This window comes from Paenibacillus sp. FSL H8-0332, from assembly GCF_037963835.1.
Taxonomy (GTDB): Bacteria; Bacillota; Bacilli; order Paenibacillales; family Paenibacillaceae; genus Paenibacillus_AQ; species Paenibacillus_AQ rhizoplanae.
On the sequence record NZ_CP150145.1, the window covers coordinates 1067378 to 1083278 of the forward strand.

Sequence of the window (15901 nt, forward strand, 5' to 3'; positions counted from 1 at the left end):
TATGCATGTAGAGGTCCGGGGACTCGATAAGCATTTTGGCGATTTTCATGCGGTGAAGGATGTCCATTTCGGCATTACTAAAGGCCATCTGATCGGGCTGCTCGGCCCAAGCGGCGGCGGCAAAACCTCGATCCTGCGGATGCTGGCGGGCCTTGAGACGCCGGACAGCGGCGAGATTATTTTCCACGGCCGGGCGGTGAATCATCTTCCGCCGCAGGAGCGCGAGATCGGCTTCGTCTTCCAGAATTATGCCCTGTTCAAGCATATGACGGTGTTCGAGAATATCGCCTTCGGACTGAAGGTCAAGAAAGCTAGTAAGTCTGTAATCCGTGACCGTGTCACCGAGCTGGTGGAGCTTACCGGTCTGAAGGGCTTCGAGAACCGGTATCCGCATCAGCTGTCCGGGGGGCAGCGTCAGCGGGTGGCTTTTGCCCGGGCGCTGGCCCCTGAGCCGCAGCTGCTGCTGCTGGATGAGCCGTTCGCGGCGATTGATGCGAAGATCCGTCAGGAGCTGCGTTCCTGGCTGCGGGAGCTGATCGAACGTGTCGGGATTACCTCGATCTTCGTCACCCACGACCAGGATGAGGCTATTGAAGTTGCGGATGAGATTATGATCATTAACCAGGGGCGGCTGGAGCAGAAGGGGACGCCTTGGGATATCTATAAAGAGCCGAAGACACCGTTCGTGGCCACCTTCATCGGGGAATCCACGCTGATCGGCAGTGCTTCCGAGCTGAAGGGCTTCGAGGGCGCAGGCGGCGGTAAGCCTACCAAGGCGTTGATCCGTCCCGAGTACATTGAGGTAGGCCATCTGCATGAATTCAAAATGGCTTCGGCCACGGAGCAGGGTACGGTCAAGCATCTGCATTTTCGCGGAAGTGAATGGCTCGTGGAGGTTGAGGTAAAGGGACATAAACTGGTCACCTACCGCTCTCTGGAGAAAGAAACGCTGACTCCGGGCCAAGAGATATCCGTGCTGGTGCACCGCGCTTACCTGTTCAATGAGGAGCGGAGCTGGATTCAGGAGAATGGCCTTAAGAAAGATCCGATGCCTGTATTTATCTAAAAAATAAAGGATGTGCGAGGTGTCGCTGGTATGAGGCTTATCAGAAGGAGCAGACCACTGCACGGATGGCTGACGGTCTTAATGCTGGCGGTGTTCACCCTGACCGCTGCCGGCTGCGGGAATGAGCAGCAGGCTGCAGGAGAGGCAGGTGCGCCGCCGCAGGGAGATCTAACGCTTGTGGTGGGTGCCTACAGCGTGGTGAAGGATGCCATGGGCGAGATTCTCCCCAGGTTCGCGGAGAAATGGAAGGCGGATACCGGTCAGACTATCGTATTCCAGCAGTCCTATGAGGCTTCCGGTACCCAGGCGCGGGCGATTGCCGGCGGCTTTGAGGCGGATGTCACGCTGCTTGCCATGGAAGGCGATGTCGGGAAGCTGGTCAAGGCGGGCCTTGTGGAGAAGGACTGGAAGAAGCACGGCGGTGAGGCGGGTATGGTGACGCGGTCGGTTGTGGCCCTGGGAACGCGGGAGGGCAATCCGAAGGGGATTCATGATTTTGCCGATCTGGCGAAGCCGGGGGTGAAGGTGCTCTACCCTAATCCGAAGACCTCCGGCGGTGCCCAGTGGGACATCAACGCGATCTACGGGGCCGGCCTGAAGCGTTCTGAGCAGCAGGAGGGGACGAAGGACCCTACGGTTGCCAAGGCTTTCCTGGAGAGCATACACAGGAATGTCGAATCGCTGGATAAAAGCGGGCGGGCCTCGATGGCTGCCTTCGAGTACGGGGTCGGCGATGTGATCGTGACTTATGAGAATGAGCTGCTGGCGCGGATTGCCGAGGGAGTGAAGTATGAGGTGATCATTCCGCAGAATACGATGCTGATCGAGAACCCTGCAGCCGTGGTGGATAAATACGCGGATAAGCATGGTACCCGTGCGGCCGCAGATGCGCTGGTCGATTATCTGACGACGCCGCAGGCGCAGGAGATATTCGCTAAGTTCGGCTTTCGTCCTGTGAACCAGCAGGTCTATGCGGCACATGAGAGCCAGTATCCGGTTCCTGTCGGGCTGTTCGACATCAGCTATCTTGGCGGCTGGGAGGAAGTCCGCACCACGTTATACTCCAAGCGGGGCATATGGTATCAGGTGCTGGCCGGGATCTAGGTGGATAAAGGCAGGTTCTGAGTGTGAGGTGCGTATGAGGAAGAGAGCTGTTCTATGGCCGGATGAGGCTGAAGGACGGCTCTTTGCCGTTCTTACAGGCTGGTGTGCAAAGGACCGGCTGCTGTTCTATAATGAACTGACGGATATTCGAGAAAAAAGACGATGAGGTGGGCAGGCATATGGATACATTAGTGTTCCTCGGAACAGGGGATGCCATGGGCGTACCCCGGGTCTACTGTGATTGCGAGACCTGTACGGAAGCAAGAACCACCGGGCGCAATAACCGCCTGCGTTCTTCTGTGCTTATAGATAACGGCAGCGGCTTTCTGGCGATTGACTGCGGACCGGACTGGCGGAGACAGATGGAGCTGCAGGGGCACCGCACCATGAAGCGTCTGCTCGTGACACATGCGCATTTCGATCATATCGGCGGGCTGCCGGAATGGGCGGACAGCTGCCGCTGGATGGGCTTCCGGGGAGAACTGTACGCTCCGGCGGAGGTCATTCCCGTCATCCAGCGGCAATACCCGTGGCTCAGCGGGCATATCGACATGATCCCTTGTGATGACGGCATTACGCTGGATGGCTGGCAGATTAGCACATGGCGGGTGAACCATGGCAAGAATGGTTACTCCTATGCCTACAGGCTGGAGAAGGAGGACTATGCCTGGGTGTACTGCCCGGACTCGATCTCTCTGACCACGGAGGAAACCAGGCGTATGCATGGAGCGGACCTGCTGGTGCTGGGAACCAGCTTTTATTACGAGGCAGCTGAATTGTCCACCCGCTCTGTGTATGATATGACCGAAGCTGCCGATCTGCTGGAGACCGTTCAGCCGCGCCGCGCAGTCTACACACATATGTCGCATGACATCAATCTGGACAAGGATTATATTCTGCCGGAGAAGGTTACGCTTGCTGTGACGGGGATGAGGGTTCCGCTGTGCCGGGAGCAGTGATAAGGCTATGCGCCGGACGCAGGGCATGAACACAATGATCTAAGGATAGGCTCTCTATATGGCAGACAGGTATGGTTACTGCTGCTGTACAGGGGCTTTTTTATTGTCAAAAGATAGTGCAACGTGAGGCACTGCCTATACGAGGCATGAGGTACGAGTATCGTTCATCTTAGGGTGATTTCAGCCCCAAGACCGACCCGGGAATCCGCCCCCCGCCGCTGGGTCCCTTGCCTGGGGTCTAGTAAACTAATGGCATCGGAGCCGAAGCGAGTGAGTCCACAACGGGCTTGCCTTCCAGTTTTATGTATATGATGCGTATATTTCTTTATTTTCAAAAAGAGAAGGAGGTACTATACTAAAACGATGTGCTATGGATTAGAGGAATAAATTGTTAATGCTGCGGGGTGCGGAATTCTAAAGGGGAGCTGATGATGTGAAGAAGAAAGGTGCTTTTGCCAGATTAAGTACATACATGCTAAGACATAAGCTGATTTATACCGTACTGCTATTGGTGACGTTATTCAGTATTGCGTTGGATCTGACCATGGCCTGGTTCCTGGCCCGGATTACGGATGCAGCCGTCCGTCTGGATGTGGAGTCGTTCAAGGGGCTGGCTTGGTTCGGGATTCTATTCTTGCTAGTCACGGGATTGAATACCTTCGTCAGTGCGTATCTCAAGACCAATATATCGGCCAAAATCAGAAATGAGCTGCGTCAGGATATGATGGGGCATACGCTGGCCTTGCCGCAGTCTTATTTCGACCGCAATCATTCCGGTGATTTGTTGTCCCGGTTCACGAATGACAATCAGTCGGTGGGGGAAGCCTGCGGGCAGGTGATGCTGGATCTGCTGCGCAACCCGCTGCTGGCAATCGCCTCCTTCGCCTATCTGCTCTATATTAACTGGCTGCTGGCGCTGATCTGCCTGTCCATCGGGCCGCTGCTGTTCCTGACCGGCAAAATCTTCGGCAATGCGATGCGTATCAACAGTGTGCGCGTGCAGGAAAGTATGAGCCGGACTACGGCTTTTCTGAACGATATTCTGGGCAGCAGTATGGTATTCAAGGCATTCTCCATGGAACGCAGGCTGCAGAAGCAATATGTTGGTTACAGTGAGGCTATTGCCTCAGGAGAGAAAAAGAAAGCGAGAATCGAAGGAGCAACCGGCGCGATCTCCTCCTTGCTGGGGAATCTGACCTTCCTGCTGGCTCTGGTGATTGCCGGGTGGTTCGTGGCGAATGGAAGACTTGAGGTCGGGGCGATGATCGCCTTCATTCAGCTGATGAACTATCTGGTTGGGCCGTTCTCGTCCCTGCCGGGCCTGGTCGCTTCCATGCAGCAGTCGCTGGGTGCGGCGGAGCGGATCTTCGAGGTGATGGATGCGCCTGCTGAGGTTGAGGTGCTGCCTGAAGTCCAGACGGAGCTGCCGGGGTTCGGGGAGCTTCGGCTCGCAGAGGTGTCATTTAGCTATCCGGGCAGTGAGAAGCAGAGCCTTAACAAGGTCAGTCTGGAGCTAGCACGCGGCCAGCAAATGGCCGTAGTAGGTCCGAGCGGCGGCGGGAAATCCACCCTGTTCAAGCTGCTGCTTGGTTTCTATCAGACGGATGCGGGTGAGGTTGCAATTAACGGCCGTCCGATCAGCGGAATACCGCTGGCAGAGCTGCGCAGCTACTTTGCCTATGTGCCTCAGGAGTCGGGCCTGTATTCCGGGAGCATCCGGGACAATATCGAGAGCGGCAAGCCCGGTGCGTCAGACGAAGAGATTATCGAGGCGCTGCGGCAGGCGAATGCGTACGAGTTCGTGACGGAGCTGCCGGAAGGTATACACACGGATATTGGCGAGCATGGCTCCCGGTTGTCCGGCGGTCAGAGGCAGCGGCTGTCCATTGCCAGAGCGATGCTCAAAAATGCGCCGATTCTGCTGCTGGATGAAGCTACGGCTGCCCTCGACAATGAGTCGGAGCGAATGGTCCAGCAGGCCATCCGTAAGCTCATGAAGGATAAGACAACGCTTGTGATCGCCCACCGGCTCTCAACGATTCAGAATGCCGATGTCATCCTGGTGATGGAGAACGGGGAGATTGTGGAGCGGGGCGGACATGAGGAGCTGCTTGCGGCAGAGGGACGCTACTCGGATCTGTATCATTCACAGCTTGAGCAGGAGGCGAAGGAGGAACTCTTAGCCCCTATAGCCTAGCTTCTTAGAGAGTAGGCGCTTTCGAGCCTACGGATTGTCGATTGCATAGAGGCCATAGATTGCAGTTGTTCCTCATTTGATATCTCTTCCATGAGGGCACACTTCCTTTCTATTTAGTATAAAAGGGTGGCGCACCGCAGTTCGTACCATGAACCTGCGGGGTGCCACCCTTTTTGGCATAAGATGTTCTGCTGTTGTTGTAGCAGCTTACGCTTCTTGACCTGCGTTAAGAATGAACTTATCAATGGCGTATTTCACGCCGTCCTCATTGTTGCTAAGCGTAACGAAATCAGCGATTTCCTTAAGCGCTGGAATGGCATTCGCCATGGCCACACCAAGACCCGCAGCTTCAAGCATCTCATGATCATTCCAGGAATCGCCGACAGCCATCGTCTCGGACAGCTCGCAGCCAAAGTGTGCAGCCAGGAATTCCAGGGCCAGACCCTTGGTGCCTTCATGATGCATAATCTCCAGGAAATGCGGCTTGGACTTCGTAATATGCACCGAATCGCCGAGCAGGCTGCGCAGAATCGGGGACAGTTCATCCAGGAAATCCGGATCGTCGATAATGAGCATTTTTGGTGTTTTTTGCGGAACCAGCTTGGCTTCCCAGTCCGGCTCGATATAGTACTGCGTTCCGTTCAGAGTCGAATAGTCAATCAGCTTCTGGTTCTCTTCGCGGGCATACAGCTTGTCGTCAATGTAAGTCTGCAGGTGCAGATCATGCTCTACACAATATTGGAAAAGCTTACGCACCGCCTCCTGCGGCACATAACGCTCATACAGGACCTCTTCATCGAGCAGGTTCTTCACCAGCGCTCCCTGATAGGTGATGATCGGCACATTCAGTCCGGTCTGGCGGGCAATCGCCTGGGCGGAAGCATAAGCGCGTCCGGTAGCGAGGGTGACCACAACGCCTGCGGCTACAGCCTGCTCCAGCGCGGTTTGGGTCGCCGGGGTCACTTCTTTGTCGTCGTTAATCAAGGTATCGTCAATATCAATAGCAATCAATTTGTACATTTGGGTTCTCTCCTAAGCGTGGTTTGTAGTCCGGCTGTCCGCTGAATCCTCTATAGGAAGGGCAACGGAAGCACGGCTCTCTGTCTGTAGCAATGGAACTTATTAACGTGAAGTCTGGCAAAAGGGTCCGCGGATTCCGGCTCAGCCCTCCGCCTGCGTCCCGGACGGCGCGGGGCTGAGCTCCGCCAGCAGCATAGCGGCCAGAATGCAGCCGCAGCCGAGCAGCGCGGATACGCCCAGCGTCTCTCCGCCGAAGAGCAGGCCGGTGACGGCAGCGAATACCGGTTCCATGGCATAGATGATCGCCACCCGGGACGGGGTGGTGTACTTCTGGCAGGCCGTCTGAATCCAGAAGGCGAAGGCGCTGGTCGGGCCGATGGAGATCAGCATCGCAGAGAGCACCTCCGGCTGGCGGAGCAGCTCTCCGCTGTGCAGCAGCGGAGAGCTTCCATCCACGAGCAGGGAGGCGGCGATGCTGAGCAGGCCTACGAAGCCGAGCTGAAGCGCCGCCAGCGGCAGGGCCGGGTAACGCGGTGCGTATCTGCCGGTATACGCGATCTGCAGCGCAAAAGCCACGGCGCAGAGCAGAATCAGGCCATCGCCCTTATTCAGGGAGAAGGCAGAGCCGGTAAAGGTCAGCAGATACAAGCCGCCCGCTGCAAGCCCGGCGCTCAGCCAGGTATATCTGGAGATGGCCGTCTTCAGCAGCGCCAGAGACAGGAACGGCACAAGCACCACTGACAGCCCGGTAATAAATCCGGTGTTAGAGGTGGTGGTGTACAGCAGGCCCACGGTCTGAAAGCCGTAGCCGAGGAACAGGAAGAGACCCAGCAGCAGGGCATGCATTACCATGCGCAAGCTCAGTTTACGCCATTCCTGGCGGTAGAAGACAGCGGTAATCAAGGCCAGCAGCACGGCGGCACCTGTAAACCGGATGCTGTTGAAGGCAAGCGGCGGCAGCACCCGCACGGCGGACTGCACGATCAGAAACGTGCATCCCCACATCATCGCCACCAGTAGCAGACTTAGATCGGCGATTCGGGAGCGATTCACAGGATGTCATCCTTTCAGGGCCAGTTGAGTTGTCCAAATTGTATCCTAAAACGGTGGGAACGACAAGCTGCAACTGCGCTGTTTGTATAAGGAAACAAGGGGGCTGAGCCCGGCCGGTGATTATATTCTGGACAAAAAAGGAAAGCCTTGGTATACTTCGGTAACCGCACACCTGTTCTTATTTCAAGACATCCAGAAGCATTTATACTTTCATCTAAGGAGCGGATTCACCATGATGGGCAAATCCCATTTAGTTATCAGCACCGGGGTTACCCTGTCCGCCATGAGCCTGCTAGGGCATGCCATTACCCTTCCGGCTGTTGCCGTCGCCGTGGTCAGCTCTCTGCTGCCCGATATCGACGAGCCGAATTCCATGCTGGTACGCAAGGCCGTGCCAGAGTTTTTGCTGCGTATTCTGCAGGTAGCGCTGATCGGAGCGGGCATTTATCTTTATTTTGCCGGGATAGCGGAGCCGCCCTGGAATATCGCACTGGCGCTGCTGGTCGGCAGCGTATCCTTCCTGCCCAGCCGCAGGCTGCGGCATCTGGTGATGCTGCTGATTGCGCTGGCCTTGTTTGCTTTTGCCGATGCCTATGATCCATGGAACTATATCGCCGCCTGCGTGCTGGTCGTAGCTTCCATAGTTCCGCACCGGGGAATCACGCATACGCTGTATGCCGTTGCCGGATGGGGCGCGCTGTTGTACTTCGTCTCCCTTGACATGAATGCCGGCGGCAGTCTGTGGATTGCCGGGAGCCTGTCCTACGGACTGCATCTCCTCGCCGACTCCCTGACCCAGCGAGGGATCACCCCGCTGCCTCCGATTCCATTCAAGCTGCGGCTGAAGCTGATGAGCACCGGCACGAAGAAGGGCAATGCGGTGGAGAAAGTATGCGTAATGCTTACGCTGGCGCTCGTTGTGTATGTGTTCGTGCTTACGCCATCTTTGGGATGACGTCTGATAACGAACGGGTCAGGCCAGGACGCGGTGAGGACCGGAAATAGCAGTTGGATTTCGTACACTTGCTGATGAATGAATGCTTCCTGCTGCAACAGCAGGTGGATAAACAGCACTTACAACCTCTCGTTTCACCCTAAGTAGCAAAAAGGAGCAATTATAGATGCTGTTTATCCACTTGATTCCCTGGATTCCTCAGAAACTGGCGATTTAAGATACGTTTATCCACTTGCTTGTTGAGGGGGAGCCGCAGTGCCTGGTACAATACCGGCAAGCGTGTACGGCAAAGCCCTCCGGTGCGGAGATCATCCGCGCGGGAGGGCTTTGGCTTGTAATGCCTTCTATTTTATTCCTCAAGTTTATTCCTCAAGAAACACAAGTCCGATGAAGTCTTCCGGTTCAATGCGGCCGAAGTAATGCTTCAGATCGAGATCAGCCAGCGCCTGGTGGACCTCGGCTTCCTCATAACGCTTGCCGCGCAGCGCGTTCTCCACATCTGCTACATCGCCGACGCCGAAGAAGTCGCCGTAGATTTTGATCTCCCGGATGACCGAATCTTCAATATCCATGCGGATATCCACGAGCCCTGCCGGGAATTTGCGGGTGTGCTTCACGTTGCTCTTAGGCGAAAGACCGTAGTTCCAGTCCCAATTCTGGTAATGCTCCTTGGAGATTTCATTGATCCGCACCCAGTCGTCCATTGTCAGCTTGTACTGCGGCACATCAGCGGCCTCCATGCCGAAGATCGAGCGCAGCAGCCCCTCACGGAATTGTTCAATCGTCATGTCAGGATTGCCCAGCAGCTCCTTGATATTGGCGACCCGGCTGCGTACGGACTTGGTGCTCTTCGATTTGAACTTCTCGGGATTCACGTTCAGGGAAGCCTGGACATCATCCAGATTGAGATCGAACATCAGGGTGCCGTGGCTGAACATGCGTCCGCGGGTGGAGAACTGGGCGTTGCCGGAGATTTTCTGCTCCCCGACCTGAAGATCATTGCGTCCGCTCAGCTCGGCATTCACCCCCATAGATTGCAGATAGTCGATGACGGGCTGGGTGAATTTCAGGAAGTTATGGAAGGACTGGCCGTCATCCTTGGTAATGAAGCTGAAGTTGAGATTGCCGAGATCATGATACACCGCGCCGCCGCCGGACAACCGCCGTACGACCTGGATGTTATGCTCCTTCACATACTCCTGGTTGATCTCTTCGATGGTATTCTGGTGCTTGCCGATAATGATCGAGGGGCTGTTGATATAAAAGAGCAGGTAGCTCTCGTCCATCGGCAGGTTTTTGAGCGCAAACTCTTCAATGGCCAGATTGATCGATGCGTCTGTAATTCCGGTATTATCGATAAAAAGCATTCGTGATTCCTCCGCGTGACCATAGTAAACTGCTGTACTCATTCTAAACTAAAAGAGAGATTTCTTCAAAAGACGGGCCGTCACAAATAGCATCAGCCTGGAGATCATGTCGGGGGGACGGCGCTATGCAGAAAGTTTGCGGGTTCAAGGCCGGTTGCATAGGCGATATAGCATTGACGGATTTCCGGTAATCGGCCAATAATTGGGAGAATGGCGATAGAGCTGTTGGATAGTGAAGTGAGACTTACATTGAAGTGAAGTACATGACGGAGCATTGATAGACTATGAATAGTGTGGACAGGGAGGATATATAGGATGGGGAAATTTGGACAAGGAGGATGTACATATGCTTGAAAAATATGGACACGGCGGGGATCTGCTGACCGCCGCCGAGTTATACGGGGACAGCAGCGGCGGGTTCCTGGACTTCAGCGCCAATATTAACCCGCTGGGTCCGCCGCCGGGCGTGCTGGCGCTGCTGCGGGATGCGGGCGCAGCGGTCACCGCGTACCCCGATCCAGGCCACCGCAGGCTGAAGGCACTGCTGGCGGAGGAGCTGGGTCTCGGCTCGGAGTGGATTACCGTGGCGAACGGGGCGGCAGAGTCGATGGCGCTGCTGCTGCTGGCTGTCGCGCCGCGCCGGGTGGGCATCGTGGAGCCGTGCTTCTCCGAGTACCGCCAGCTCGCGGAGCAGTTCGGTGCAGAGGTCTTGTCCGTTCAGGGGACTAGCCGGATGGATTACCGGGCTTCCGTGGACGGCATCTCCGGCCTGCTGGAGCAGGTCGATCTGCTGTTCCTCGGCCAGCCGAATAATCCGAACGGCGTCCAGTATCCGCTGGACGAGCTGCGGCAGCTCGCGCAGAAGGCAGAGGCCTGCGGGACGGTGCTGGCGGTGGATGAAGCGTTCATCGACTTCATCCCGGAGGCGGACCGGCAATCTCTGCTGCCGGAGCTGGGGGCTTATCGTCATACGGTGCTGGTGCGCTCGATGACGAAGTTTTTTGCCATTCCGGGGCTGCGGCTGGGCTTCACTGCCGCGCATCCGGCGCTTGCCGCAGCCATGACCGGCAAGCAGGTGACCTGGAGCGTGAACGGGCTGGCGCTGCTGGCCGGGGAAGCTTGCCTGCGCTGCGGCGACGGCTACGGGCAGGAGACGCGCGCGTTGATCGCAGCCGAGCGGCAGCGGCTGCGGGAGGGCTTGCTTGAGCTCGGCTGTGGCGTGCCGCCGGGCGAAGCGAACTTCCTGCTGCTGCGGCTGCCCGCTCCGTGGAGCGCGCAGGAGATGCAGCAGCGGCTGGGCGCGGGCGGCATCCTCGTCCGCAGCTGCGCGATGTACCCCGGCCTTGAGCCGGGACACATCCGCGTAGCGGTGAAGGGCCGGGCGGACAATGCCCGGCTGCTGCGGGAGCTGGGGACGCTGCTGCAGGCGGGAAGATAAAGCAGCGGCCGGAAGCGTGTAAACCCGCAGCCGGAAGACAATATTAACCTGAAGCTGCCGGATGATACCACGGATTCCCCGTACAACTTGACAGATGAGACTGACGTCCGGAATTCCGGGTGTCAGTTTTTTCTGGAAAAAATTATATGGAAACGAGATAATATAAGGATAGGACAGATTCCTGAATAGTCTTACTGTTGAAGGGAGTAGATGCAGCGTGGAAAAAGTAGAGGTAGACCTGCCTTTTAATCTTGAACACGGAGTGAAGACGTACCACAGCAAGGTGTGGCCCGGGCTGGTGCTGGAATGGCGGGAGGGCCATCTGCTGCTGGATTTTCCGGCTGAAGCGGACAGTATCTCGAGTGCGGTGTATGGCGGTGGCTCGGGGCGTCTGAAGCGGGCGGTGAACCAGTACGTCAGCCGGGACTACGAATGCAGCAATCCGGTGCAGGATCTGGAAAACAAGCTTCAGGAGTGGGGCTACCCGCTGGAAGGCTGCGCAGGTCTGATGACGGCTGTTCCCCTGGAGCACGCCGCTGTTGCCGAGAAGGATACCGGATCAGCGGGGATTTTCTGCTGTGTGACAGCAGCAGCGGGTAATGCTGCCCGGGCCGGATCGCAGCGCAGCGTATTGGCGGCCTACCGCCCGGGCACAATCAACATCATGCTTGGGATTGACGGCTGGCTGTCCCAGTCGGCCATGGTCAACGCTGTGATGACGGCTACTGAAGCGAAGGCTGCGGCGCTGGCAGACCTCGGAATCAAGGATTCCGAGAATGGGCTTAGCGCAACCGGAACCACTACGGATGCCATGGTAGTGGCGGTGAGCGGAAGCCGCCGCTATGCTGCGGAGCATGTGTATGCCGGGACGGCGACCGACCTTGGCGGAGCGATTGGCCGGCTGGTGTACAGCACGGTGACGGAGAGCCTGCGTTCGGTGAAGGCTGCGCAATCCTTGAGTAGAGCGCAAGAGGAAGAATCGCAGGCTGCACAAGGAGGAGATACGGAAGCGTTACAGGCATCACGACCTGCGCAGCCCCGTGTCTCTCAGAGCGGCGGCCGGGAATGACGAACACGGACTGCTATACAGAGCGGCAGGGTGAGCCAAGGTGAGGCTTGCTATCATTCTGCTCTCTGCTTATATTGTGGACCGGATAGTCGGTGATCCGCGCACATTTCCCCATCCCGTTATCTATATGGGGAAGGCGATTAGTGCCCTGGAGCGGGGGATTCGCCGCTTCGCCGCAACGCCCAGTGCTCTGAAGCGGGCGGGGATTCTCCTTCCGCTGCTAGTGGCAGGCGGCGCATGGGTGTTGACTGCGCTGGTTGTCGTGCTGCTCGCCCGTCTGTCCCCCTGGCTGGCCGGGATTGCCGAAGTTTGGCTAATCTCGACCACCATTGCCTCCAAAGGGCTGAAGGATGCGGGCATGGCAGTTTACGCAGAGCTGCGTTCGGAGGATCTGCCCGCCGCCCGCCGGGCGCTTGGGATGATCGTCGGCCGCGATACGGCTCATCTGGATAGCCCGGAGATTGTCCGCGGCACGGTGGAGACGGTGGCAGAGAATATCGTCGATGCGATCATCTCGCCGCTGTTCTTCGCACTGCTGGGCGGAGCGCCACTGGCCATGGCCTACCGTGCAGTGAACACGCTGGATTCTATGGTCGGCTACAAGAACGATAAATACCGCGACCTCGGCTGGGCTTCCGCCCGGCTGGATGATGTCGCCAACTACATACCGGCGCGGATGACCGCGCTGCTCTTAACCTTGTGTGCTGCGCTTCTGCGGCTGGACTGGAGCAGATGCTGGAACACGGTTCGCCGGGATGCCCGTCTTCATCCCAGCCCGAACAGCGGCTACCCGGAATCGGCAGTCGCCGGAGCACTTGGCATCCGGCTCGGCGGTGAGAATGTATACCATGGCGTAACCTCCTTCCGTGCTTACATGGGTGATCCGCTGCGGACGCTTAAGCCGGAGGATATTATTGTCACTTCACGGATGATGATGTGGTCATCCGCAATATTTGTCTGCATCTGTGCAGCCGTTGCCCTGCTATGGCACGGGATCGGGGGTTGATTGGGATGGAAAGAGTGGGGTGCGGGGGATTCCTCTCAGCTGTCCAGAAAGTTCAGAACACTCAGGAAACTTGGGGAGATCAGGAGGCTCAAAAGTTGCAGAGTACACAGTCACCTCAGACCAACCCTGCACAGCCAGAACTGGAACTGGTGTTAATCCGTCACGGCTATACCCAGTGGAATAAGGAACACCGTTATCTGGGCAGCACCGATTTGCCGCTTGTGCCGGGAGAGGCAGAGCGGCTTGAGAAGCTACAGACACAGCCGCCGCTTGGCGGGGAATTCCGCCGCGTCTATTGCAGTGACCTGCGCCGTTGCAGAGAGACTCTGGTGGCCTTGGTTCCGCATCTGATGCCGCAGGCAGTCTATGATACCCGGCTACGGGAGATGGACTTCGGAGCGTGGGAAGGCTGCACGTATGATCAGCTCAAGGATAATCCGCTGTACCGGCGCTGGATTGACAACCCTGAGGAGGCAACGCCCCCGGAAGGGGAGGCGTGGACGCAATTCGCCGCCCGGGTTGATCATTTCTGGACGCAGCTTCAGCGGGAGGTGCAGGCTCCCAAAGTATCCCGTATATTACTGGTAACCCACGGCGGCGTTATCCGGCAACTGCTGGCGCAGATCATTGAAGGCCTGACATTCTATACCGCAGCAGCGCCAGCTCCAGGTGAGGTTACGGTCCTGCGCCTGCAGAGTGATGGAGGGTGCTGGCACATGGCAGCTGAGAATGCTAACGGGTGAATGTGGCGCAACCGCTGATGTTAAGCATTCAGCTAACGTATACGCTATCGCTAACGCAGATGATTCCGCGCAACTACTAACGGGTGATTGCACTATGTACAGCAGATTGGTCTAATAACCGTGCCAGAACCCGTTCTGCTGTATTTCCTGCAACTGAATATCAGCAATTGCCCCCATAACGTGCGAAATCCACATTTCTAATGTACATAATGCAGCAGAACGCGAAAAGAGGCCAATATACGCTAATCTGATTGTACAAAATACAATAGAACCCTAAGAGGAGCGCCTAAATGGTGTCCAGAGTATACCCGATAATCAAATCCCAGCCGTATCCGCCGATATCACCCGTTCCCGCCCCTCATCCCCCACAGAACCACGCCCGGAAGAAAATCCCGGGGCGGTGGTTCTTTTTTTACGGCAGCGTCTGTGCCATGATAGCTATGGAGGCGATCACAGGATGTTTAAGGATTTCAAGCTCATTGCCGGGCGTCCGGTATCGATCCAGGTGAAGGATTACATGAAGCATCTCATCATCAAAAGCGCGCTCCAAGGCGGGCAGAAGCTGCCCTCCACACGTGAGCTGAGCACCTTGCTGAAGGTCAGCCGGAACTCGGTGATCTCGGCGTATGAAGGTCTGGAAGACGATGGTTTCGCCTACACCGTACAGGGCCAGGGCAGTTATGTCGCACAAGGTGCGGCAGCGCAGAACGGTGCGGAAGCCGCCCCATGGATGCTGGACTGGACAGAGCGGCTCAGCAGTCAGGCGCTGCTCGCGGAGGAACTGGATATTATGAAGCGGGGGATACGCGCGGAGAAGGGCACGATTTCTTTTACCAGCATCGCCCCGGATGAGCGTCTCTTCGATCTGGACCATGTGCGTAGAGCGTTTCTGGAGCGTATGTCCGTAGAGGGCAACGTTCTGCTGAACTATGGATATGCCAAAGGCTATAAGCCATTAATAGACTATCTCAAACAATATATGGAGCATAAAGGCGTGGATCTGCGCGGGAAGGATCTGCTGATTACGAACGGGTTCACGGAGGGATTCGACCTGGTGCTGTCGGCTCTCGGCAAGCGTCATGGCACAGTGGTCTGCGAGAATCCGACGCATCATACGGCGATCAAGAATCTGAAGCTGCACGGCTTCGGAATTCACGGGGTCAAGATGGAGCGGGACGGCATCCACCTCGGGGAGCTGAAGCAGGCGCTGGAGGCGCGGCCATACGACTGTGCTTATCTGGTTCCCTCCTACCACAATCCCACCGGCATCGTCATGTCCCCCGAGAAAAGACAAAGGCTAATGAAGCTGATGCAGGACTACAACGTGCCGGTGATTGAGGACGGGTTCAACGAGGAACTGCGCTATTCCGGCGCCCATGTGGCTCCGTTAATTGCGGCGGCGGGTGGCGGGAACGGCGTGGTGTATCTCGGCAGCTTTTCCAAAGTCCTGTTCCCCGGGCTGCGGGTGGGCTGGGTGCTGGCGGATGAGGAGCTGATCTATTATCTGGAGAGTGTGAAGCGGGCGCGGACCATTCATACCTCGACGCTCGACCAGTCCATTCTGTATCAATACCTGCTGGGCGGCAACCTGGAGAAGTATCTCAAAAAAGCCCGGCTGGAGTATAAACGCAAATACGAACTGACCTTAGCCTGTTGTAAAGAGCATATTCCGTATGCCTCCTTGTCGGGTGATGGCGGGCTGCATCTCTTCGTAACGTTTGCGGAAGGCTTCAATACAAGAGAATTGCTGGCGGCCTGCCATGGGCAGGGGGTTATTTTTACAGCGGGAGACATCTTCTTCACAGACGGTGCAGGACAGAATACGTTGCGGTTGGGATTCTCCAGGGTGGCGGATGAGGATATCGTGAGGGGTATTGCAATCATCGGGAAGACAGCAAGGCAAATCATGGGAGAATGAGGTGCG

General features: G+C 56.8%; 14 protein-coding genes. 11 read left to right on the forward strand and 3 right to left on the reverse strand.

Annotation, left to right across the window (positions count from 1 at the left end; genetic code table 11):
* Position 1: 1 nt before the first annotated feature.
* The 5 genes from cysA (at position 2) to NST43_RS04740 (ending at position 5326) form a co-directional block, all read left to right on the forward strand.
* A complete protein-coding gene (gene cysA, locus NST43_RS04720; RefSeq protein WP_339222847.1) occupies positions 2 to 1066 on the forward strand; it encodes a sulfate ABC transporter ATP-binding protein in 1065 nt (354 codons plus the stop codon).
* Between the two features lie 30 nt (positions 1067 to 1096).
* Positions 1097 to 2170, forward strand: a complete 1074-nt coding sequence (locus NST43_RS04725) for a sulfate ABC transporter substrate-binding protein (RefSeq protein WP_339222849.1) — start codon at positions 1097 to 1099, stop codon at positions 2168 to 2170.
* 34 nt (positions 2171 to 2204) lie between these two features.
* Positions 2205 to 2336, forward strand: a complete 132-nt coding sequence (locus tag NST43_RS04730; RefSeq protein ID WP_339222851.1) for a hypothetical protein — start codon at positions 2205 to 2207, stop codon at positions 2334 to 2336.
* A 13-nt stretch (positions 2337 to 2349) separates the two neighbouring features.
* Complete coding sequence (locus NST43_RS04735; protein ID WP_339222853.1) at positions 2350 to 3129, forward strand: MBL fold metallo-hydrolase; 780 nt, start codon at positions 2350 to 2352, stop codon at positions 3127 to 3129.
* Positions 3130 to 3562: 433 nt separating this feature from the next.
* Positions 3563 to 5326 carry an ABC transporter ATP-binding protein gene (locus tag NST43_RS04740; protein WP_339222854.1) on the forward strand — a complete coding sequence of 588 codons (1764 nt, stop codon included), beginning with the start codon at positions 3563 to 3565 and terminating at the stop codon, positions 5324 to 5326.
* 207 nt (positions 5327 to 5533) lie between these two features.
* Here the strand turns inward: NST43_RS04740 and NST43_RS04745 are convergent, their stop codons facing one another.
* Positions 5534 to 6346, reverse strand: a complete 813-nt coding sequence (locus NST43_RS04745; RefSeq protein WP_209991621.1) for a Cof-type HAD-IIB family hydrolase — start codon at positions 6344 to 6346, stop codon at positions 5534 to 5536.
* Positions 6347 to 6487: 141 nt separating this feature from the next.
* Complete coding sequence (locus NST43_RS04750) at positions 6488 to 7399, reverse strand: DMT family transporter (RefSeq protein WP_209991620.1); 912 nt, start codon at positions 7397 to 7399, stop codon at positions 6488 to 6490.
* Between the two features lie 232 nt (positions 7400 to 7631).
* Between NST43_RS04750 and NST43_RS04755 the strand changes: the two genes are divergently transcribed.
* Positions 7632 to 8354: a metal-dependent hydrolase gene (locus NST43_RS04755; RefSeq protein ID WP_339222855.1), complete on the forward strand. Its 723-nt coding sequence runs from the start codon at positions 7632 to 7634 to the stop codon at positions 8352 to 8354.
* Positions 8355 to 8716: 362 nt separating this feature from the next.
* Here NST43_RS04755 and NST43_RS04760 read toward each other — a convergent pair whose 3' ends face one another.
* Positions 8717 to 9721, reverse strand: coding sequence for a lipoate--protein ligase (locus NST43_RS04760; RefSeq protein WP_339222856.1), 1005 nt, complete (start codon positions 9719 to 9721; stop codon positions 8717 to 8719).
* 346 nt (positions 9722 to 10067) lie between these two features.
* On the opposite strand from NST43_RS04760, the gene cobD reads away from it, so the two are divergent.
* The 5 genes from cobD (at position 10068) to NST43_RS04785 (ending at position 15895) form a co-directional block, all read left to right on the forward strand.
* Positions 10068 to 11159 (forward strand): threonine-phosphate decarboxylase CobD, encoded by a 1092-nt coding sequence (cobD, locus tag NST43_RS04765; protein WP_339222858.1) that lies wholly within the window; start codon positions 10068 to 10070, stop codon positions 11157 to 11159.
* Positions 11160 to 11376: 217 nt separating this feature from the next.
* Positions 11377 to 12228: an adenosylcobinamide amidohydrolase gene (locus tag NST43_RS04770; protein WP_339222860.1), complete on the forward strand. Its 852-nt coding sequence runs from the start codon at positions 11377 to 11379 to the stop codon at positions 12226 to 12228.
* A gap of 40 nt (positions 12229 to 12268) precedes the next feature.
* Complete coding sequence (gene cbiB / locus NST43_RS04775; protein WP_339222861.1) at positions 12269 to 13234, forward strand: adenosylcobinamide-phosphate synthase CbiB; 966 nt, start codon at positions 12269 to 12271, stop codon at positions 13232 to 13234.
* A gap of 95 nt (positions 13235 to 13329) precedes the next feature.
* Positions 13330 to 13977 carry a histidine phosphatase family protein gene (locus NST43_RS04780; protein WP_209991614.1) on the forward strand — a complete coding sequence of 216 codons (648 nt, stop codon included), beginning with the start codon at positions 13330 to 13332 and terminating at the stop codon, positions 13975 to 13977.
* 457 nt (positions 13978 to 14434) lie between these two features.
* Positions 14435 to 15895 carry a PLP-dependent aminotransferase family protein gene (locus NST43_RS04785; RefSeq protein ID WP_339222862.1) on the forward strand — a complete coding sequence of 487 codons (1461 nt, stop codon included), beginning with the start codon at positions 14435 to 14437 and terminating at the stop codon, positions 15893 to 15895.
* The last annotated feature ends 6 nt before the right edge of the window (positions 15896 to 15901 follow it).

Excerpts from the sequence above, each read along its gene's own strand:
- cysA (WP_339222847.1), top strand. The coding sequence starts at position 2 with ATGCATGTAGAGGTCCGGGGACTCGATAAGCATTTTGGCGATTTTCAT.
- NST43_RS04725 (WP_339222849.1), top strand. The coding sequence starts at position 1,097 with ATGAGGCTTATCAGAAGGAGCAGACCACTGCACGGATGGCTGACGGTC.
- NST43_RS04730 (WP_339222851.1), top strand. The coding sequence starts at position 2,205 with ATGAGGAAGAGAGCTGTTCTATGGCCGGATGAGGCTGAAGGACGGCTC.
- NST43_RS04735 (WP_339222853.1), top strand. The coding sequence starts at position 2,350 with ATGGATACATTAGTGTTCCTCGGAACAGGGGATGCCATGGGCGTACCC.
- NST43_RS04745 (WP_209991621.1), bottom strand. The coding sequence starts at position 6,346 with ATGTACAAATTGATTGCTATTGATATTGACGATACCTTGATTAACGAC.
- NST43_RS04755 (WP_339222855.1), top strand. The coding sequence starts at position 7,632 with ATGATGGGCAAATCCCATTTAGTTATCAGCACCGGGGTTACCCTGTCC.
- NST43_RS04760 (WP_339222856.1), bottom strand. The coding sequence starts at position 9,721 with ATGCTTTTTATCGATAATACCGGAATTACAGACGCATCGATCAATCTG.
- cobD (WP_339222858.1), top strand. The coding sequence starts at position 10,068 with ATGCTTGAAAAATATGGACACGGCGGGGATCTGCTGACCGCCGCCGAG.
- NST43_RS04785 (WP_339222862.1), top strand. The coding sequence starts at position 14,435 with ATGTTTAAGGATTTCAAGCTCATTGCCGGGCGTCCGGTATCGATCCAG.